This window comes from Streptomyces sp. NPDC046909, assembly GCF_040644695.1.
Classification (GTDB): domain Bacteria; phylum Actinomycetota; class Actinomycetes; order Streptomycetales; family Streptomycetaceae; genus Streptomyces.
This window is the reverse complement of the sequence record NZ_JBEYXC010000024.1, coordinates 97,615-117,934: the sequence shown is the minus strand read 5'-3', so window position 1 is coordinate 117,934 and position 20,320 is coordinate 97,615. Positions and strand designations below refer to the sequence as shown.

The window sequence follows — 20,320 nt, the reverse complement described above, 5'->3', positions numbered from 1 at the left end:
GTCCGGCACGCACCGGCGAGGTGAACGTCAGCTCTTGGACTTGAACTTGTGGATCGCGACCGGCGCCATGACCGCCGTGATCGCCACCGACCAGCCGAGCGTCACCCACAGGTCGTGCGCGACCGGACCGCCCACCATCAGTCCGCGCGCCGCGTCGGCGAGCGTGGACAGCGGGTTGTAGTCGGTGAAGGCCTGGAGCCAGCCCGGCATCGAACCGGTCGGCGCGAAGATCGACGAGCCGAACTGCAACGGGAACAGCACCAGGAAGCCCATCGCCTGCACCGACTGCGCGCTCTTCATCACCACGCCGAGGGTGAGGAACACCCACATGATCGACGAGGCGAACGCGGTGGACAGCGCCACGGTCGCGAGCAGTCCTGGCCAGTTGGTGATGTCGAACCCCACCGCCACGGCGACGCCCATGAGGATGGCGGTCGCGAACAGCATCCGCAGCAGCTCCACCGAGATCTTCGCGAAGAGCACCGAGCCGCGCCCGATCGGCAGGGACCGGAAGCGGTCCATGACACCGGAGTTGAAGTCCTGGCTGAACCCGGTGCCGACGCCCTGCGACAGCGTCATGCTCATCATCGCGATCATGCCGGGGATCACGTACTGCACATACTGGTCCTGACCGCCGCCCAGCGCCTGTCCGATCGAGCCGCCGAAGACGAACACGAACAGCAGGGTGAAGATGACCGGCATCAGCACGGCGTCGGCCATCGACTCCGGGTCCTGCCGGATCCACAGCAGATTGCGGCGGATCAGGGCGCCGGTGTGCCGCAGATGCCCGCGCAGCGGGATCCGGACGTCGTCGGCGGCGGTGGTGTCGGGGATCGTGGCGGCGCTCATACGGCGACCTCCTCGCGGTCGTCGGCCGGTACGGCGTCCTGCGGGGCGCTCGCCTTGTGGCCGGTGAGGGACAGGAACACCTCGTCCAGGCTGGGGAGTTCGGTGGTGATGGCGGAGAGGGTGATGCCGCGCGCGGTGACCGCGCCGACCACGGCGGTCAGCTGCTCGTCACTGAGGATCGGCACCAGCACGGAGCCGGCGTCGGCGTCCAGGGTGGTGGTGGCGAGGCCGGTGATGCCGAGGCCGTCGAGGTGGGCGGCGAGCGGCCGCAGCTGGAGCGGGTCCACGGGCCGCACGCGCAGCGTCCGTCCGCCGACCTTCGCCTTCAGCTCCTCGATCCCGCCGCCCGCGATGACCTTGCCGCGGTCCACGACGGTCAGCTCGTCGGCGAGCTGCTCGGCCTCCTCCATGTACTGGGTGGTGAGCAGGACGGTGACCCCGTCCCCGACCATCCGCTTGACCTCGTCCCACACCTCGTTGCGGGTGCGCGGGTCGAGCCCGGTGGTCGGTTCGTCGAGGAAGAGGACGGCGGGGCTCCCGATCATGGAGGCGGCGAGGTCGAGCCGCCGCCGCATACCGCCGGAGTACGTGCTCGCGGGGCGCCTGGCGGCGTCGGTGAGCGAGAACCGCTCCAGCAGCTCGTCGGCCCTGAGGCGGGCCTCCTTGCGGGGCAGATCGAGCAGCCGTCCGATCATGTACAGGTTCTCCCAGCCGGGGAGCTTCTCGTCCACGGAGGCGTACTGCCCGGTGAGTCCGATGACCCGCCTGAGCTGCCGGGGCTGCCGTACGACGTCGTAGCCGGCGACGGTGGCCTGTCCGGCGTCGGGTGCCAGCAGCGTGGACAGGATGCGGACCAGGGTGGTCTTTCCGGCGCCGTTCGGCCCGAGAACACCCATCACGGTGCCCTCCCGCACATCCAGGTCCACACCGTCGAGCGCCTTGGTCTCGCCGTAGTGCTTCACCAGCCCCCGCACGGTCACGGCGATGTCTGCGCCGATGGGGTTCTTGTCGATTCGCGTCATGGGCAAGACGGTGTCAGGCCCCACCGACAAACCACCGACACGTCACCGACAGCCGTACGGCGCCACCGACAAACCCCCGACGCCCCCCGACGAACGGCAGCAGCCCCGCCGGCGGGGGAAGATCGGCGGGGCTGCTTCGGTGCCACAGTGGCTCTAGTGGACCTAGTGGACGCTGTGCTCCTCCAGCGGGAAGGTCCCTCCCACCACGTCCTCCGCGAACGCCTTCGCCGCGTTCCCCATGACCTCACGGAGATTGGCGTACTGCTTCACGAACTTCGGGACCCGTCCGCCGGTCAGACCGAGCATGTCGGTCCACACGAGGACCTGCGCGTCCGTCTCCGCGCCGGCGCCGATGCCGACCGTCGGGATGTGCAGGGTCCGGGTCACCTCGGCCGCCAGCTCCGCCGGGACCAGCTCAAGGACGACCGCGAAGGCGCCCGCGTCCTGCACGGCCTTCGCGTCGCGCAGCAGCTGCGCGGCCGCCTCCTCGCCGCGCCCCTGGACGCGGTAGCCCATGGCGTTGACGGACTGCGGGGTGAGCCCGATGTGGGCCATGACCGGGATGCCGGCCTCGACCAGCAGCCGGATCTGGTCGTAGGAGCGCTCGCCGCCCTCCAGCTTGACCGCGCCGACCCCGGCGTCCTTGATCAGCCGGGTCGCGGAGCGCAGGGCCTGGACCGGGCCCTCCTGGTACGAGCCGAAGGGGAGGTCGCCGACGATGAGGGCGCGGGAGGTGCCGCGGACCACGGCAGCCGAGAGCATCGTCATCTGGTCGAGGGTGACGGGCACGGTCGACTCGTACCCGAGGTGACAGTTGCCCGCGGAGTCCCCGACGAGCATGACCGGGATGCCGGCCTCGTCGAAGACGGACGCGGTCATCGCGTCGTACGCGGTGAGCATGGGCCACTTCTCGCCCCGCTCCTTGGCGAGGGCGATGTCGCGAACCGTGATACGGCGTGTGCCCTTCCCCCCGTACAGCGCCTTGCTGCTGCCGTCGGAGGGCCTGTCCTGGACAGTCTGGGCAGCCGAAAGCTGCGTCATGGAACGGCTCCTAACACGTCATCTCGAGGCGCCCTGACGGCGTCCCCGGATCACCTCCATGGTGGCACCTCGTGTCACGCGCGGCCAGACCGGGGCGCGGGACTTGGGTCACGCGTCGAGCGGCGTACGTCCACCGCCCTAGGTCTGTTCTTAAGGTCTCCGTAAAGAATTCCGATACGAGACGGTGCCGTATCGAAATGGGTCTACGCTCGGCCGTATGACTTCTCCTGCCGACCCCGCACTCGCCGGTCCCCGGATTCCGGAAGCCGTGCACCGACGCCGCTGGGCGATCCTCGGCGTGCTGATGCTGAGCCTGCTGATCGTGGTGCTCGACAACTCGATCCTGAACGTCGCGATCAAGACGATCTCGACCCCCGCCCCCACCGGTCTGGGCGCCACCCAGAGCGAGCTGGAATGGGCGATCAACGCCTACACCCTCGTCTTCGCGGGCCTGCTGTTCAGCGCCGGGCTGCTCGGTGACCGGCTCGGGCGCAAGCGGGTGCTGCTCGGCGGGCTCGCCGTGTTCGGCATCGGCTCCGCGCTCGCCGCGACCGCCGGGTCCCCGACCGAGCTCATCGCCTTCCGGGCCGTGATGGGTCTGGGCGCCGCCTTCGTGATGCCCGCCACCCTCGCCGTCCTCATGAACGTCTTCGAGCGCGAGGAGCAGCCCAAGGCCATCGGCATCTGGGCCGGCGGCGTCGGGCTCGCCATCGCCATCGGGCCGATCACCGGCGGTGTCCTCCTCGACCACTTCTGGTGGGGGTCCGTCTTCCTCATCAACGTCCCGATCGTGCTGCTCGCCCTCGCGCTGATGCTGTGGCTGGTGCCCGACTCCCGGGACCCGAACCCCGGCCGTATCGACCCCATCGGTGTCGTGCTGTCCGTCGTCGGCCTGGTCCTGCTGGTCTACGGCATCATCAAGGGCGGCCAGCTCGCCGACTTCACCGACCCGGCCGTGCTGTCGACCATCGGCGCCGGTCTCGCCGTGCTCGTCGCGTTCGTGGTGTTCGAGAAGCGCAGCGACCACCCGTCCATCGACGTCACCTACTTCAAGAACAAGGTGTTCTCCGCGGCGATCGCCGCCATCGCGCTGGTCTTCTTCGCGCTGATGGGCGTCACCTTCTTCTCGGTCTTCTACACCCAGAGCGTGCGCGGCTACTCGCCGCTCCAGACCGGTCTGCTGATGCTGCCGCTGGCCGCCGCCCAGATGATCTTCGCGCCGCGCGCCCGGCTGCTCGTCGACCGCTTCGGGAACCGGGCCACCACCACGGCCGGGCTGCTCGTCATCGCCGCGACGCTCGCCGCGTTCGCCGGGTTCGAGTCGGACACCCCGATCTGGATCCTGGAGGTCGTCTTCTTCCTCATGGGTGTCGGCATGGCGCACATCATGACCCCGGTGAGCGTCGTCATCATGCAGGCCCTGCCCCGCGAGAAGGCCGGTTCCGCCTCCGCGCTCAGCAACACCTTCCGCCAGGTCGGCGGCGCCCTCGGCATCGCCGTCCTCGGCTCGGTCCTCTCCACCGCCTACCGCAACGGCATCGAGGACAAGCTCGGCCTGCTCCCGGCCGGCGCCCGCCACACCGCGGGCGAGTCCATCGAGGCCACCCTCGGCGTCGCCGAGAAGCTCGGCCCCCAGGGCAAGGCCCTCATCGCCCCCGCCCACGACGCCTTCCTGCACGCCATGCACATCACCGCACTGTGGGGAGCGGGCGTCGCGGTCATCGGCGCCATCGTCTGCGCCCTGTTCCTGCCGGGACGGACACCGGCGGCGGACAAGGACGAGGAGGGACGGGAGCTGGTCGCGGCGACGGAGTAGCGGAGCGGGCGGATCGGCCGGGCGCCGGGTCACCTTGGCGACCGGGGCAGGCGGTCACCTTGGCGGCCGAGGCAGTCGGGTCACCTTGGCGCCGGGCGGTCGGGGCGGTCTGGTGGCAGTGCGGGCGGGCCCGTGGACGGGGCAACCGGCTGAGCAGCCGGGCCGCCGACCAGCAGGCCGAGCGGGTGGCAGGGCGGTCGTCGGGGCGGGGCCGGCCGGCGAGCCGGGCTGGCCGACCAGGTGGGTGAGCCGGACCAGTCGACTGGCCACCCAGCCGGGCGGCCGGACCGGCCCAGCAGCGGGGGGAGTGGAGTAGCCGGGGGAGCGGGCCGGGAGAGAATCCTCCCAGCAGACAGAAGGGATCCACCGACGTGAGCAGCCTCGCCGAAGGCCACCCCGGGCACTCGGGCCCCGTGCGGGGCCGCCCCCGCAGCGAGGCCGTGGAGCGCGCCATCGTCGAGGGGGTGGTGAAACTCCTGGAGGAGGGCGTGCCGCTCGCGGAGCTGTCCATCGAGCGCATCGCCCGTACCGCGGGCGTCGGGAAGGCGACGATCTACCGTCGCTGGCGCGGCAAGGAGGAGCTCTTCGTCGAGGTCATCCGCAGCGCCGAACCCCCGGACCCGGCCCTCCCCGGCACCTCCATGCGGGACGACCTGGTCGTCCTCCTGGAGACGCTGCGGCAGCGCGGGCTGGTCAGCCGTTCCTCGGCGATCCTGCACAACGTGCACGCCCAGATGAAGAGCAGCCCGAAGATCTGGGAGGCGTACCACAACCTCGTCATCGCGCCCCGGCGACGGCTCGGCATGGAGGTGCTGCTCCGCGGCCAGTTGAACGGTGAACTGCGTACGGACGTCGACGTCGAACTGCTCAACGACATCTTCGTGGGCCCCATGTTGCTGCGTGCCGTCATGCGCCCGGACGCCCCCCTCCACGACGGCCTGTCCGAGGAGATCGTGGACACCCTGCTCCAAGGCCTACGTCCCGTCAGCTCACCGTCCGTCAGTTCGACAACCCCGTAGCCCTCGTGTGCGCGTTTCGTCACAGAGCGCGCTTTCTCCCGCCGCGACCGGAACTACCCGCGGCGACTTGTTCGTGCTCGTACGGGTACGGTCGTCATGGGACGGCGAGAACGGAACCGATCATCCCCTAGGGTCTTGTGACTGGGGGACGGACGGATGCACGGCAGGCAGTGAGGCGACGCGGTATGGCGCAGCAGGCGTACATGGAGGAGACGGACAACGGCGGCTCGGGACCCGAGCGCCAGGGCTCCAGGCTCCGGCGCCTGCTCGACCGACTGCTCACCGGATGGCGCGGCGATCCGAGAATCTGGCGCCGCGGTCTCGTCCTCGCCGCCGTCGCGGTGCTCCTCGCGCTGGTGATGCTGCTGCACTCGCGGATCCCGAACCGGATCGGCAACCTCGGCAGCCTGACCGAGACCTTCCTGCCCTGGCTGGGCCTCCTCGTGCCGGTGCTGCTGATCCTCGGCCTGGTACGGAAGTCGGCGACCGCCCTGATCGCGGTACTGCTCCCGGCGATCGTCTGGCTCAACCTCTTCGGCGGTCTGCTCACCGACAAGACCGGCTCCGGCGGCGACCTCACGGTGGCCACGCACAACGTCAACGCCGACAACCCCGACCCGTCCGGCACCGCCCGTGACGTGGCCGCGTCGGGCGCGGACGTGCTGGCGCTGGAGGAGCTGACCTCGGCCGCGGTGCCGACGTACGAGAAGGCGCTGGCGGGGGCGTACAAGTACCACTCGGTGCAGGGCACGGTCGGGCTGTGGAGCAAGTACCCGCTCACCGGGATCGAGCCCGTCGACATCAAACTGGGCTGGACCCGCGCCATGCGGGCCACGGTGACCACGCCGAAGGGGCAGGTCGCGGTGTACGTCGCCCACCTCCCGTCGGTGCGCGTGAAGATGGAGGCCGGGTTCACCGCCCGGCAGCGCGACAAGAGCGCCGACGCCCTCGGTGAGGCCATCGCCGACGAGCCGCTGACGAGGGTCGTGCTGCTCGGCGACCTCAACGGCACGATGAACGACCGCGCGCTCAACGCGGTGACCGCCCAGATGCGCTCCACGCAGGGCGCGGCCGGCAGCGGGTTCGGGTTCAGCTGGCCGGCGTCGTTCCCGATGGCGCGGATCGACCAGATCCTGGTGCGGGGCGTCGAGCCGGAGAGCTCGTGGACGCTGCCGGAGACGGGCAGCGACCACCTTCCGCTGGCTGCCCGTGTGAAGGTCGACACGTCCTCGTAACCGTCTGGAATACTGGGCCCGAGAGGCTTTGTTCCGCAGGTGAACATAAGCGCCGCGGAACAACCCTGAAAGGCTTTCCATGCCCCTGGCCCTGCTCGCCCTCGCGGTGGGCGCCTTCGGTATCGGCACCACCGAGTTCGTGATGATGGGCCTGCTGCCCGACGTCGCGGCGGACCTCGGCATCTCCCTCCCCACCGCAGGACACCTCGTCTCGGCCTACGCGCTGGGCGTCGTCATCGGCGCCCCGCTGCTCGCCGCCGTCACCGCGCGCATGTCCCGCCGTAGTGTCCTCATCGGGCTGATGGCGCTGTTCATCGCCGGCAACGCGGCCTCCGCGTTCGCCCCCGACCACGACTGGCTGCTCGTCGCCCGCTTCGTCAGCGGACTGCCGCACGGCGCCTTCTTCGGCGTCGGCGCGGTCGTCGCCACCAACATGGTCGCGCCGGAGCGCAAGGCCCGGTCCGTCTCCCTGATGTTCCTCGGCCTGACCGTCGCCAACATCGCGGGCGTGCCGGTCGCCACGCTCATGGGACAGCACATGGGCTGGCGCGCGACGTTCCTGGGCGTGAGCGCGATCGGCCTCGCGGCCATCGCCGCGCTCGCGTGGCTGATCCCGCACGACAGGGTGGCGGCGGCTTCGAGCTCCGGCCTGCGCGGTGAGCTGGCGGCCCTGAAGTCCGTCCCGGTGTGGCTGGCCCTCGGCACGACCGTCGCGGGCTTCGGCGCGCTCTTCGCCGCGTACAGCTACATCACACCGATGCTCACCGACTCCGCCGGCTTCGCCGAGGCCAGCGTGACGCTCCTGCTCGCCCTGTTCGGCGTCGGCGCGACGATCGGCAACCTCGTGGGCGGCCGGCTCGCGGACCACGCGATGCGGGGCACGCTGTTCGGCGGCCTGACCTCGCTGGTAGTCGTCCTCGCCCTGTTCCCGCTCCTGATGTCCACGGAGTGGAGCGCGGCCCTGGCGGTGATCCTCCTGGGCATCGCCGCCTTCATCACCGGCTCCCCCCTCCAGCTGATGGTCATGGAAAAGGCCTCCTCCGCCCCCTCCCTGGCCTCCTCCGCCAACCAGGCCGCCTTCAACCTGGCCAACGCCGGCGGCGCGTGGATCGGCGGCCTCGCCTTGGCGGCCGGCTTCGGGGTCACCTCCCCGGCGATCGCGGGCGCGGGCCTCGCGGTCCTGGGACTCGGGGTCGCGGGGGCGGCGTACGCGGTCGACCGGAGGCGGGCGGCCCCGTCGTCCGTCGTCCGGGAGCGGGTGGTGGCCGGGCATCTGCCGGAACAGGTGGCGGCGGCGGTACGGAACTGAGTGGTCGTACGACGTGAAGGGGCGCCCGGTGATCGCCGGGCGCCCCTTCTTCGGCTTCAGCCCTGTCGCCTCGCGGCTTCAGCCCCGCGAGGCACTGGCCGCCTCGCACAACAACAGCGCGGAGGAGTCGACTTGAGCCTCCGTCAGGTCCAGCCGGTACCCGGTGGGCGTACTGGCGACCACATCGGCCCCGAACTGCGACCGTGCCACAACCCCTCGACCAGCCGCCCGGTACTGCACCCACCCCGCAACTCCTCGGCGAGCAGAGCCGGCAGCCCCCGGCGTACTACAGCTCGAACCGCTCCAGATCCCGCAACCAAGCCCGAGCCGAACTGTCCGAAGGCGCCCTCCAGTCACCCCGAGGAGACAACGAACCCCCCGCCGACACCTTCGGCCCATTCGGCATGGCCGACCGCTTGAACTGCGCGAACCCGAAGAACCGCCGGCAGAACACCTCCAGCCACTTCCGGATCTCCCCGAGGTCGTAGGCGACCCGCTTGGCCTCGGGGAACCCAGGCGGCCAGGCCCCACCCCCCGCGTCGTGCCACGCATGCCATGCCAGGAACGCGATCTTCGACGGCCGGAACCCGTACCGCAGGACATGGAAGAGCGTGAAGTCGTGCAGGGCGTACGGCCCGATCTTCGACTCCGTCGACTGCATCTCCTCACCCGGCACCAGCTCGGGACTGATCTCCGTGTCGAGGATCGCGGCGAGGATCTTCCCGGTCTCCTCGTCGAACTGCCCGCTGCTGATGACCCACCGGATCAGATGCTGGATCAGCGTCTTCGGCACACCGGAGTTGACGTTGTAGTGGCTCATCTGGTCGCCCACGCCGTACGTGGACCAGCCCAGGGCCAGCTCGGAGAGGTCACCCGTGCCGAGCACGATGCCGCCGCGCTGGTTGGCGAGCCGGAAGAGGTAGTCGGTGCGCAGACCGGCCTGCACGTTCTCGAAGGTGACGTCGTACACCGGCTCGCCGGAGGCGAAGGGGTGGTCCATCTCCTTGAGCATCAGACGGGCGGTCGGCGTGATGTCCAGTTCCGCCGCGGTGACCCCGAGCGCCCGCATCAGCGCGTGGGCGTTGTCCTTGGTGTGGTCGCTGGTGGCGAAGCCGGGCAGGGTCCAGGCGAGGATGTCGGTGCGCGGGCGCCCCGCCCGGTCCATCGCGCGGGCGGCGACGATCAGGGCGTGTGTGGAGTCGAGGCCGCCGGAGACCCCGATGACGACCTTGGCGCCGCCGATCGACGCGAGGCGCTGCTGGAGGCCCTGGACCTGGATGTTGTAGGCCTCGAAGCAGTCCTGGGCGAGCCGGTCGGCGTCGGCCGGGACGAACGGGAAGCGTTCCAGGCGGCGCTTGAGGCCCAGGTCGGTGAGGGGCGGGTCGAGTTCGAAGGAGACCGTGCGGAAGTCGGCGGTCCGGGCCCGGTGGGTGCGCCGGTTGTCGTCGAACGTGCCCATGCGGGCCCGCTCCTGCCGCAGCAGATCCAGGTCGACGTCGGCGACCGCGTACTCGTCACCCAGCGGGAACCGCTCGGTCTCGGCGAGCAGCACGCCGTTCTCGTAGACCATCGCCTGGCCGTCCCAGGACAGGTCGGTCGTGGACTCGCCGAGGCCGGCCGCCGCGTAGACGTACGCCGCGAGACAGCGTGCGGACGCCGAGCGGCACAGCAGCTTGCGGTCCTCGGCCCGGCCGACGGTGATGGGGCTGCCGGAGAGGTTGACGAGCAGGGTCGCGCCGGCGAGCGCGGCCTCGGCGCTGGGCGGCACCGGCACCCACATGTCCTCGCAGATCTCGGCGTGCAGCACGAGGCCGGGGACGTCCGCCGCCTCGAAGAGCAGGTCCACGCCGAAGGGGGCTTCCGCGCCGGCGACGCGGATGGTCCCGCCGCGTTCGTCGGAGCCGTCGGCGATCTGGCGGCGCTCGTAGAACTCGCGGTAGTTCGGGGGGTACGACTTCGGTACGACCCCGAGGATCCGGCCGCGGTGCACGATCACCGCGCAGTTGTAGATCCGGTTGCGGTGCCGCAGCGGGGCGCCGACCACCAGCACCGGCAGCAGCTCGGCGGAGCCCTCCACCACGGTCGCCACGGCCGCCTCGACCTCGTCGAGCAGCGCGTCCTGGAGCAGCAGGTCCTCGATGGAGTAGCCGCACAGTCCCATCTCCGGGAAGACCGCGACCGCGACCCCTTCCTCGGCGCACCGGCGCGCGTGGCGCAGGACCGCTTCGGCGTTGGCGGGCGGGTCGGCGATGACCGTGTGACCGGTACAGGCGGCCACGCGCGCGAACCCGTGCTGATAGATCGACCAGAAGTTCAGTGGAGGCACGGGGCCAGTGTAATCGTCAGAGAGACGCGATGGGGTGGCGAGAGGTGTCGGTCACCTCTCGCCACCCCTGGTGTCTCAGCAGTCCTGAGGCCTCAGTGCCGGCGGAACGACTGGACGTAGCCGTTCGCGGGCGTGCCCACGCCCGTCACGTCGTCGTATCCCTTCACCGCGGACAGCGAGCTGTCCTTGCCTAGGGAGCGCACCGACGTCGTCAGACCGCCCGTGGCGTCGTAGCCGTTGACGAAGTCCACGCGCGCGACCGCCAGGCCGGAGCCCGTCGGGTTGTCGGTGACGTCGTGGTACGCCTTCGACCCGTACTTCGCGTAGATCGACGGGTTGGCGAAGCCGATCGCCTTGCCGCCCCGCGCCTCCGTGGCGAGTGCCTGCACCGCCGCGATGACCGGCGCCGCCAGCGACGTACCACCGATGCGGTACTCGCTGTAGGACTCGGTGCCGTCCGCCTGGGTCTGCGTCTGGCCGACCTTGAACCCGGTGTTCGGGTCCGCGATCGCGGAGATGTCCGGGACGACACGGTTGCCGGAGGCGTTGTTGGCCTTGGCGAGCGCGTCCGGGACGACACCCTTCTGGTAGAAGGGCTCGGCGACGGTCTTGCTGGTGCCGCCGCCCGCGCCGGAGGTGAACGCGCCGGGGAAGTTGGTCCAGCTCTTGCCGTCCGCGGACAGCACGGCCTTCTCGGTGCCCCAGCCGGTCTCCCACAGGTACTTGTCGCCCTTGCCGACGGCGAGGGACGTACCGCCGACCGCCGTCACCCACGCCGAGTTGGCCGGGGTGTCGACCTGCTTCGTGCCGGTGTTGGCGACCTCGTCGCCGTTGTCGCCGGAGGAGAAGTAGAAGCCGATGCCCTCGACCGCGCCGAACTGGAAGACCTGGTCGTAGGCGGCCGCGAGGTCCGGCGTCTGGTTGGCCTCGATGTCGCCCCAGGAGTTGGAGACGATGTCGGCGAGGTGCTGGTCGACGATCTTGCTGAGCGAGTCGAGCAGGTCGTCGTCGACGCAGGAGGAGGCGCCCACGTACGTGACCTGCGCGTCCGGCGCGACCGCGTGCACGGCCTCGACGTCCAGGGTCTCCTCGCCGTACCAGCCGGAGGCGTCGCACTCGTCGGCGCCGGTGTACCGGTAGTCCTTGGGCAGCACCTGGGACAGCTGGCCGGTCTTCCAGGCGGCGTCGCCGTGCTTCTTCGCGTAGGTCTGCGCGTCGAAGGCGATCGTCGGCGAGGCGAACGCGTCGGTGATGGCGACACGCACCCCCTTGCCGGTGTACGAGCCCGCGCCGTACGCGGCCCGCAACTGCTTGCCGGTGTAGCCCTCGACGGCGTACGGGATCTTCCCGCCGTACGCGTCGGGCAGCGTGCTCGCGATGTTGGAGCCGTAGTACGAGGAGAACGGCCCGGAGTTCTTGAACACGGCGCCCGGACCGGGCAGCTGGTCGTTGTGGGTCGCCTTGTGCGGGGCGTTGTCCAGGCCGGTGACGGTCAGGACGGCGCCGTTCAGGCTCTCCGGGGCGGAGGCCGTCTTCGCGGGCGCGCGGTAGGTCTTCGAGCCCTTGGCGTAGTTGTGCAGCGAGGTGCCGAACGCCTTCTCGGCGGCGGCCACGTCACCGGAGACGGAGACGTAGTGCTGCGCGACCCCGGTGACCTCAAGGCCCGCCGACGTCAGCCACGACTTCACCGCGGCGACCTGTGCAGCGGTCGCGCCGAAGCGGGCCTGCGCCTGCTTCGCGCTCAGGTACTTGCCGTACGACGCCGAGTCGGGGTCGGAGACGGACTTCGCGTACGCGGCGAGGCCGGTCGCGTCGCGGCCTGCGAGGTAGACGCGGGCGGAGACCTTCGAACTGTCCGCCGTGGCGCCCTTGTCGGCCTTGGCCGTGGCCCACGCCGGCTTGGTCCCGGCCAGAGTGTCCCGGGCCGGGGTGTCCGCGGCGTGCGCCGCGGGTATGCCGAGCGCCAGCGCGCCGGCGATCATGGGCAGTGTCGCTGCCATGCTCACGCCGGCGCGCAGAGTGGCGCGGTTGGATCTCATGGAACCCCCTGTATGCGGTTCGTATCGAGTGGATCACTCGACGGGGGCCACTCTTTCGATGAACCGTTCATGCCAGGGGAATACGAATCCCAAGAAGAGCCCAATTAACCTAATGACAAGGCCATTTGAGGGTTAACGCGCTATGAGGACCGAGGGGAAACCCTCTATGGCCCTCCGCGGCTGCGCTATGAACGCGGTTTCGCGCCCCGCTCCTTGAGCATGTCCGCCATCACATCGATCTCGGACTCCTGCGCGTTCACCATGCCCTGCGCGATGTCCTTCTCCACCTTCACCGTGCAGCGCGACACACACGCCTCGGCCATGTGGATACCGCCCTTGTGATGGTCGGTCATCAGCTGGAGATAGAAGATCTCCGCCTGCTTGCCGCTGAGCTTCCTCAGCTTCGCCAGCTCGGTGTTGGTCGCCATGCCCGGCATCAGCGCACCGTCCTCGCCGGAGGCCATGCCGGCCATGTCCATCCACGTCATCGGCGGATCCGAGGACACCTTCGGCAGATTCCACAGATCCAGCCAGCCCAGCAGCATGCCGCGCTGGTTGGCCTGCGTCTGCGCGATGTCGTACGCGAGCAGCCGCACGTCCTCGTCCGTGGTCCGGTCGCGCACGATGAACGACATCTCCACCGCCTGCTGGTGGTGGACCGCCATGTCCCGCGCGAACCCGGCGTCCGCCGAGTCGGCCGCCGGGGTGCCGGCAGAGCCGTCGTCCTGGGTGACGGCGTAGGTGATCCCCCCGGTCGCGACGAGCACCGCCGCCGCGGCCGAGGCGATCCAGCCGGCCTTCCTCACTGCGTCAGACCGCCCGAGCACGTCGCACCCTTCTCCGGCGTCTGCTCACCCTGGACGTACGTCTCGAAGAACTTCGCCACGTTCGGGTCGCTCGCGCCCGTCACCGTCCGCTGGTGCCCCCACGCCGTCAGCATGATCGGCGCCTCCTGGCCCTCGTAGGGGCTCATCAGCGAGTACGGCGTCGCCTTGACCTTCTTCGCCAGCGCGTCCACGTCGGCCTTCTTGGCCTTGGACGTGTAGGTCACCCACACCGAGCCGTGCTCCAGCGAGTGCACGGCGTTCATGTTGTTGAGTTCCTTGGTGTAGACGTCGCCGTTGCAGTTCATCCAGCGCGCGTCGTGGTCACCGCCGGCCGGGGGCGTCATCGGGTACTTCACGGTCTTCGTGACATGGGTCTGGCTGAGCTTCGACGACCAGGTCTTCACCCCGTCCTTGCCCGTGGTCCAGTGCCCCGGGTTGCTGGAGTCGGCCGTGCTGCTGCCGCCGTCGTCCTGCGACCGCACGAGCACGACGCCGCCCACGACGAGACCGGCGACGACGACCACGCTCGCCCCGATCGTCAGGAGCCGGTTGCGGCGCTCGCGAGCCTGTTCGGCGCGCCGCATCTCCGCTATTCGAGCCTGTCGCTCGGCGGAGTTCTTCTTCTTGGCGGAACCCATGGGGTGTGTCCTTCTGGGTAATGGAGGGCCGGTCGGGTCAGCTGATCGTAGTGGGGGAGGTGGCGCCTCTTGAAAGGGAGGGCACAGGAATGACGGAGACCGGGTGGCGCGCGGCGATCGGGTTCCCGTGAGGTTCCGGCCCGCCCGGCATTACTTCTGCGGGTCCGAGCAGGCAAGATGGGCGCAGAACAGTACACCTGCCGTACGTGAGGCGTTCGCCCGGAGGTCGGCCCGCCGATCATGGTCCGCAACACGGATGAAATGGTGTTGTGGTGGGATGCTCAGGTGCCCGACCGTCTCTCTCGGGACTGGAGGCAGGCGGCCTGACCAGCAAGGATGGGGAAGCTAGATGGACAAGCAGCAGGAGTTCGTGCTCCGGACGTTGGAGGAGCGCGACATCCGGTTCGTACGCCTGTGGTTCACGGACGTGCTGGGCTTCCTCAAGTCCGTCGCCGTGGCCCCGGCCGAGCTGGAGCAGGCCTTCGACGAGGGCATCGGCTTCGACGGCTCCGCGATCGAGGGCTTCGCCCGGGTCTACGAGTCCGACATGATCGCCAAGCCGGACCCGTCGACCTTCCAGATCCTGCCGTGGCGCGCCGAGGCCCCGGGCACCGCGCGCATGTTCTGCGACATCCTCATGCCGGACGGCTCCCCGTCCTTCGCGGACCCGCGCTACGTCCTGAAGCGCGCCCTGGCCCGCACCTCCGACCTGGGCTTCACCTTCTACACCCACCCGGAGATCGAGTTCTTCCTGCTGAAGGACAAGCCGCTGGACGGCACCCGCCCGACCCCGGCCGACAACTCCGGCTACTTCGACCACACCCCGCAGAACATCGGCATGGACTTCCGCCGCCAGGCGATCACCATGCTGGAGTCGATGGGCATCTCGGTCGAGTTCTCCCACCACGAGGGCGCCCCCGGCCAGCAGGAGATCGATCTCCGCTACGCCGACGCCCTCTCCACGGCGGACAACATCATGACGTTCCGCCTGGTCATGAAGCAGGTGGCGCTGGAGCAGGGCGTCCAGGCGACCTTCATGCCGAAGCCGTTCTCCGAGCACCCGGGCTCGGGCATGCACACCCACCTGTCGTTGTTCGAGGGCGACCGCAACGCGTTCTACGAGTCCGGCTCGGAGTACCAGCTCTCCAAGGTCGGCCGCTCCTTCATCGCGGGCCTGCTGAAGCACGCGGCGGAGATCGCCGCGGTGACCAACCAGTGGGTCAACAGCTACAAGCGCATCTGGGGCGGCAGCGAGCGCACCGCCGGCGCCGGCGGTGAGGCCCCCTCGTACATCTGCTGGGGCCACAACAACCGCTCCGCGCTGGTCCGCGTCCCCATGTACAAGCCCGGCAAGACCGGCTCGGCCCGTGTCGAGGTCCGCTCGATCGACTCCGGCGCCAACCCGTACCTGGCCTACGCCGTCCTCCTCGCCGCCGGCCTCAAGGGCATCGAAGAGGGCTACGAGCTCCCGCCGGGCGCCGAGGACGACGTCTGGGCCCTCTCCGACGCCGAGCGCCGCGCGATGGGCATCGAGCCCCTCCCGCAGAACCTCGGCGAGGCCCTGACCCTGATGGAGCGCAGCGACCTGGTCGCCGAGACGCTCGGCGAGCACGTCTTCGACTTCTTCCTGCGCAACAAGCGCCAGGAGTGGGAGGAGTACCGCTCCGAGGTCACCGCGTTCGAGCTGCGGAAGAACCTGCCGGTTCTGTAAGCGCGCGAGAAGACGAGAAGAGGGGGCCGGCGGTCGGTGGACCGCCGGCCCCCTCTCGTGTGCAACCTTCGGCGCCGCTCGCGCATCGAATGGGCATGAGGTCCGTGTGCGGGGTGCTGGGGACAGGGGCGGCCGCCCTGCTGCTCGCCCTGCTGCCCGGTGCCGCCGCGGCCGACGATCCCTCGCCGTCGCCGTCGCCGTCGCCGTCGCCGTCGCCGTCGCCGTCGACGTCGCCCTCGCCGCTGCCGACGCGGGCGTACGCGACGATCGAGGCGGACAAGCAGCTCAACGTGGGGGCGTCGGCGCAGACCGTCGGTGTGGCCTGGATGTTCTACGACGGGGGAGCGCAGGTTCCCGTACCCACACACGAGACGATCCGCATCGACGCGCGCGGCATGACGGGCATCGTGAGCGTCGCGGCCCACGATCCGCACTGCGAGGCCGCCGGACAGGTCCTCACCTGCACCGGCATGCCCGCCCGGGCGGTCGAGTTCACCCTGCGGGCGGACGCGGGCGTCGCTCCCGGCACCAGCGGCACGATCACGTACGAGGTCAGTGCCGACAACGCCACCGGCGCCACCGCGAAGGCGAAGGTCGTCGTCGGCACCCCGACCCTGGTCGTCGGCGCGCTGCCCGACATGACGGACCTTGAGCCCGGGTCCCGGGTCCAGGTGCCCCTCCAGCTCCGCAACACCGGGGATCTGGCCACCGACCGGCGCATCATGCTGCGCTGGGAATCGGTGGGCGGGCTGGTCTTCGACCACAAGTTCTCCAACTGCACCTACAGCGCGGGCGACGGGCCCGTCGAACCCGGCGGCCGGTCCAGCGTCACCTGCCTCTTCCCGGTCGGCCCGGACTCCGTGCCCGTCGGGGCGACCGTGGAGCTGAGCAGCCCCCTGACGGCCACGGTCGGCGAGCGCCTCCTCGCCGCGGTGACCGACTACTCGGTCGAGCTGGTCAAACCCGGCGTCACACCCGGCGGCGGCTACGAGCGGGGCACCGGACCGGCACTCACCCTGGTGCCGGCCTCCGGAGCGGGGACCGGCTTCGAGCAGGGCGCCGAGGGCCGGTTCACCGTCACGGCCGACAGCTCCGCGGACCTCGCCGCCGAGGCCACCACGGAACCGGCGGGCCGCAGAGCGGGCGACTGGAGACTGCGCATCGACGCCCTGAACCACGGCCCGGCCTCCGTGTACGGGACCGACGGCGAGTCCGTCGCCGTCGTCGAGGTCGTCCTGCCCGAGGGCGCGGTCGCGACCGGCATCGCCTACACCGAGGAGGAGGACAGCATCTACGGCCCCTGCCGCGTGTGGGACAGCGACCGGACGGCCCGCTTCGCGGCGGGCCACCGGCACTACGTGTGCTCCGTGCCGTTCGGTGTCCCCGCCGGCAAGAGCCAGCCCTTCGTCCTGTCCGTGAAGACGTCCAAGGCGTACGACGGGGCCAAGGGCAGGGCGACCGTACGCCCCGGCCCGGCCGGCATCGCCCTCCACGACCCCGACACCGCCAACGACAGCGCCACCTTCACCTTCGGTACGCCCACCGCCCCGGCCGCCTCCGACACCCCCTGGCCGACCCGCATCGCCACCGCGGCGGCAGGCACCGCCCTGCTGGCCGGAATCGTCCTCGTCGTCGTCCGCCGCCGCCGACGTACCCCCTGACACGGGCCGGAACAGAGATGAGGGAGACGCGGGACCGCACCTCGCGCGCGCCCCGCGTCACCCCGCCGCGCTACTCCCCGGCCAGCTTCGCCAGCACCTGGTGCAGCGGCTCGGTCTCCCGGCGCTTGTACTCCTGGATCGCCCAGCCGTTTCCGTCCGGGTCCTTGAAGTACATGAACGTGGCCCCGTCCTGCGGCGCGAACTGCACCGGCTCACTCACGTCGAGACCACGTGCCCTCAGCTCGTCGTACGCCGCCTTCGCGTCCGTGACGCACAGCTGCATGCCGTGATACGTGCCCGGCTGGGGCGTCCCCGTCGGGACCTGGAGCCCGTCGACGAGCGCGATCGAACAGCCCGACCCGGGCGGCGTCAGCTGCACGATCCGTACGCCCTCCATCACCTCGCCGTCGAGGTCCACATGGAAACCGACCTTGTCCTGGTAGAACTCCTTGGCCCGGTCCACATCGGTGACCGGCAGCAGGATCACTTCGAGGCTCATGTCCATGGCGTGACTCCCTTGTCGACGTCAGACAACACTCATCACTCGACCTGTTCGAACCGCCAGCGGGTCTGGCTGAACGGTTCTCCCTTACCGAAGCCGAAAACCGTACGCGGCGCCACCGAAAAGACCAGAGCGCGTCCGCCACCGTGCTGGAAGTACCCCTCCCGTACCTCGACCTCCTTCCAGGTGTTGACGCCGGTGGTCAGCACGACGTTCGGGTTGGCCGCGAGATTGAGCGCCTTGCGCTCCTCCGGTCCCGTGCAGAAGTGCAGCGCGCCCTGGGACCACACCGCGGGCAGCGGGGTCACATGCGGGCGTCCGTCGGGGCGGACCGTGGAGATCCAGAACAGCTCGGTCTCGGTGAGGATCTTCAACGCCTCGGACCAGTCGGCGGCGGTGGCCGTCCCGTCGCTGTACCGGGGGTCGAGCCGGGTGTCGGGTCGCTTGTCGGACCTGTGTGTGTCGGGCATGGGCGGTCTCCCTTCGCAAGGGCAGACCCGCCGCGGCGCCGGAACTCATCGGTCACAGCGCGTCCGGATCGGGGAACACCCGCGCCACCGCGGCCGTACGGCTCGACACGCCCAGCTTGCCGAAGACGTGCTCCAGGTGCTTGCGGACCGTGCTGGGGGAGACCGACAGCTGTTCGGCGATCCGCGGGGTGTCCAGGCCCCGGGCCACACAGCGCAGGACGTCCAGCTCCCGGTGGGTCAGCCGTACGGCGGGGCGGCGCCTGCGGGCGGCCGTCCGGTAGATCTCGTACACATGCGGAGCCATCAGCTCCAGTGTCGTCATCTCGTGGTCGGTGAACGGCTTCCCGCCGGTGCGGAAGAACTGGAACACCCGGGTGCGGTTCGGGGCGGTGGGCAGGGCGATGTCCGCGATGGTCGGGCACGGGGTGAGGAACTCCGTGTAGATCGGCAGGTCCCGCAGCTCGCGCACCGAGAGGAAGTCCGCCATCTGGGTCGTCTCGGGAGCGTCGTGCGGACGGCAGACCTGGAGGCACTGGAGATGCTGGTGACGCCAGCGCCAGTACCCGGGCATCATGCCGCCGCCCTCCTCCTCGTCCGTCTCCTGCGCGTTCAGGACCCGCCGGGTCGGAATGTCCAGCTCGCAGAAGCTCGCCGAGTCGCACGGGACCAGCCGCTGGAGCCCGAGCAGCAGGGACCGGGGCGGCACCTCGCCCGAGCGGTCCTCCCGCGCCTCCGCCAGGACGTCCGCCATACGTCGCAGATGCGCTTCCGCCGTCGTCATGGATGCCTCCCGAGGACCGGCCCCGCCTGCGGCGAACGTACTCCCGCACGCCCTGCGAACGCCGGAGATTCGCCAAATGACGAATGGGCCGCGGCAGTTGAGCAGGAGCATCGTCGGCACAGGCAGTGTTCCGGCTGCCGGGAGAGACGGAGGCATCCGATGCGTTTCCCTCTACGTACCTACGACGGTCGCGGCCATCCGCGTTCCTGCGCGAGGCCGGCCGCGCTGGTCCTCGTCGCGGCCCTGCTCGGCACCGGCTGCGACGCGGCGGTCACCAAGTCCGCCTCGCAGCAGGGCGGCCACTTCACGACCGTCCGCTTCACGCTCGGCGCACGCGGCGACGTCGAGATCCACGGCGCCTCCCGCGAGGCGGTCAGCCCGGCCGGTGCGTACACCGTGCCCGCCGGCCGCGCCCACCGCTTCACCCGCCCCGACGGACGGCTCCTGGTCGTGCTGCGGCACTGGCCGGGGACGTGGGCGGACCGGGCCTCGCGCGGGCGGGCGCCGCGACGGCTGGAGCCGCCGGAGCAGTCCGCGGTCGAGACGGCGTACGTCGTCGACACCGCCGACTGGGTGATGGCGGACCTCGACGGACATCCGCTCCAGTGGCTGCGCGACGACACGATCCGCGTCGACACCACGAACAGCGCCGTCGGCGATCTCGTCCAGCTCACCCTGTCCGGGCCGCACGGGGGTCGGTCCGGACAGCCCGTACCGCCGCCCGGCGACCGCGAGTGCGCGCGGCCCACGCAGGTCGTCCTCCCGAAGGTCGAACCGGGCGCACCCGTCACCGCCGTACTGGCCCGTCTGCGCGAGCTGTGCCTCGACGTCCAGTACGCCTCCCTGCCGGGCGAGGCCGCCCCGGGCACCGTGCAGCGGGTGTACGTCCCCGTCGCAGGGCACCCCGTCGCGGCCGCCTTCCTGCCACCCCTCGACGGCGTCACCACCCCGGGCCGTATGCCGGGCGACAAGGTCCCCGCGGACCCGTCCCGCCCGGCGACCCTGGTGGTGAACCGCTGAGACCCACCGCGCGGGCCTCTCACCCCGACCGATCCGCCCCGGCGCTTCTCCGAC

General features: G+C 70.5%; 17 protein-coding genes and 1 pseudogene. 7 read left to right on the top strand and 11 right to left on the bottom strand.

What is annotated here, in order from left to right; all coding sequences use genetic code 11:
- Window positions 1-27: 27 nt before the first annotated feature.
- From ABZ928_RS48020 to panB, 3 genes are all read right to left on the bottom strand, one after another.
- Window positions 28-849: an ABC transporter permease gene (locus tag ABZ928_RS48020; protein WP_361534740.1), complete on the bottom strand. Its 822-nt coding sequence runs from the start codon at window positions 847-849 to the stop codon at window positions 28-30.
- Entirely contained in the window at window positions 846-1,871 is a 1,026-nt protein-coding gene (locus ABZ928_RS48015) for an ATP-binding cassette domain-containing protein (RefSeq protein WP_361534737.1), read from the bottom strand. The genes ABZ928_RS48020 and ABZ928_RS48015 overlap by 4 nt, the downstream gene beginning before the upstream one ends.
- A gap of 162 nt (window positions 1,872-2,033) precedes the next feature.
- Complete coding sequence (gene panB / locus ABZ928_RS48010; RefSeq protein ID WP_361534734.1) at window positions 2,034-2,912, bottom strand: 3-methyl-2-oxobutanoate hydroxymethyltransferase; 879 nt, start codon at window positions 2,910-2,912, stop codon at window positions 2,034-2,036.
- 217 nt (window positions 2,913-3,129) lie between these two features.
- On the opposite strand from panB, the gene ABZ928_RS48005 reads away from it, so the two are divergent.
- The 4 genes from ABZ928_RS48005 (at window position 3,130) to ABZ928_RS47990 (ending at window position 8,291) form a co-directional block, all read left to right on the top strand.
- A complete protein-coding gene (locus ABZ928_RS48005) occupies window positions 3,130-4,728 on the top strand; it encodes an MFS transporter (protein WP_361534731.1) in 1,599 nt (532 codons plus the stop codon).
- A gap of 371 nt (window positions 4,729-5,099) precedes the next feature.
- Window positions 5,100-5,747 carry a TetR/AcrR family transcriptional regulator gene (locus tag ABZ928_RS48000; protein ID WP_361534728.1) on the top strand — a complete coding sequence of 216 codons (648 nt, stop codon included), beginning with the start codon at window positions 5,100-5,102 and terminating at the stop codon, window positions 5,745-5,747.
- Window positions 5,748-5,932: 185 nt separating this feature from the next.
- Entirely contained in the window at window positions 5,933-6,982 is a 1,050-nt protein-coding gene (locus ABZ928_RS47995; protein WP_361534725.1) for an endonuclease/exonuclease/phosphatase family protein, read from the top strand.
- Between the two features lie 79 nt (window positions 6,983-7,061).
- Complete coding sequence (locus ABZ928_RS47990) at window positions 7,062-8,291, top strand: MFS transporter (protein WP_361534722.1); 1,230 nt, start codon at window positions 7,062-7,064, stop codon at window positions 8,289-8,291.
- 84 nt (window positions 8,292-8,375) lie between these two features.
- Here ABZ928_RS47990 and ABZ928_RS47985 read toward each other — a convergent pair.
- From ABZ928_RS47985 to ABZ928_RS47965, 5 genes and pseudogenes are all read right to left on the bottom strand, one after another.
- Window positions 8,376-8,572, bottom strand: a pseudogene (locus ABZ928_RS47985) (hypothetical protein); the annotation flags it as partial.
- 5 nt (window positions 8,573-8,577) lie between these two features.
- Window positions 8,578-10,617: an NAD(+) synthase gene (locus tag ABZ928_RS47980; RefSeq protein ID WP_361534719.1), complete on the bottom strand. Its 2,040-nt coding sequence runs from the start codon at window positions 10,615-10,617 to the stop codon at window positions 8,578-8,580.
- A gap of 92 nt (window positions 10,618-10,709) precedes the next feature.
- Window positions 10,710-12,656: a S53 family peptidase gene (locus ABZ928_RS47975; RefSeq protein ID WP_361534716.1), complete on the bottom strand. Its 1,947-nt coding sequence runs from the start codon at window positions 12,654-12,656 to the stop codon at window positions 10,710-10,712.
- Window positions 12,657-12,841: 185 nt separating this feature from the next.
- Window positions 12,842-13,462 carry a DUF305 domain-containing protein gene (locus ABZ928_RS47970; protein ID WP_361534713.1) on the bottom strand — a complete coding sequence of 207 codons (621 nt, stop codon included), beginning with the start codon at window positions 13,460-13,462 and terminating at the stop codon, window positions 12,842-12,844.
- Window positions 13,459-14,121 (bottom strand): DUF3105 domain-containing protein, encoded by a 663-nt coding sequence (locus tag ABZ928_RS47965; protein ID WP_361534710.1) that lies wholly within the window; start codon window positions 14,119-14,121, stop codon window positions 13,459-13,461. The genes ABZ928_RS47970 and ABZ928_RS47965 overlap by 4 nt, the downstream gene beginning before the upstream one ends.
- A 349-nt stretch (window positions 14,122-14,470) precedes the next feature.
- Between ABZ928_RS47965 and ABZ928_RS47960 the strand changes: the two genes are divergently transcribed.
- The gene (locus ABZ928_RS47960; protein ID WP_361534707.1) at window positions 14,471-15,832 is read left to right on the top strand and encodes a glutamine synthetase family protein; all 1,362 of its coding nucleotides are present in this window, start codon (window positions 14,471-14,473) and stop codon (window positions 15,830-15,832) included.
- Between the two features lie 95 nt (window positions 15,833-15,927).
- Window positions 15,928-17,493, top strand: a complete 1,566-nt coding sequence (locus ABZ928_RS47955; RefSeq protein ID WP_361534704.1) for a hypothetical protein — start codon at window positions 15,928-15,930, stop codon at window positions 17,491-17,493.
- A 70-nt stretch (window positions 17,494-17,563) separates the two neighbouring features.
- Here the strand turns inward: ABZ928_RS47955 and ABZ928_RS47950 are convergent, their stop codons facing one another.
- Genes ABZ928_RS47950 through ABZ928_RS47940 form a run of 3 tightly spaced genes read right to left on the bottom strand, consistent with a single transcriptional unit; the run spans window position 17,564 to window position 19,246 of the window.
- On the bottom strand, window positions 17,564-17,998 hold the full coding sequence (locus tag ABZ928_RS47950; protein ID WP_361534701.1) for a VOC family protein: 435 nt from the start codon (window positions 17,996-17,998) through the stop codon (window positions 17,564-17,566).
- Between the two features lie 35 nt (window positions 17,999-18,033).
- The gene (locus ABZ928_RS47945) at window positions 18,034-18,465 is read right to left on the bottom strand and encodes a pyridoxamine 5'-phosphate oxidase family protein (RefSeq protein WP_361534698.1); all 432 of its coding nucleotides are present in this window, start codon (window positions 18,463-18,465) and stop codon (window positions 18,034-18,036) included.
- A 52-nt stretch (window positions 18,466-18,517) separates the two neighbouring features.
- Window positions 18,518-19,246, bottom strand: a complete 729-nt coding sequence (locus ABZ928_RS47940; RefSeq protein WP_361534695.1) for a helix-turn-helix transcriptional regulator — start codon at window positions 19,244-19,246, stop codon at window positions 18,518-18,520.
- Window positions 19,247-19,405: 159 nt separating this feature from the next.
- Between ABZ928_RS47940 and ABZ928_RS47935 the strand changes: the two genes are divergently transcribed.
- Window positions 19,406-20,266 carry a hypothetical protein gene (locus ABZ928_RS47935; RefSeq protein ID WP_361534692.1) on the top strand — a complete coding sequence of 287 codons (861 nt, stop codon included), beginning with the start codon at window positions 19,406-19,408 and terminating at the stop codon, window positions 20,264-20,266.
- Window positions 20,267-20,320: the final 54 nt, after the last annotated feature.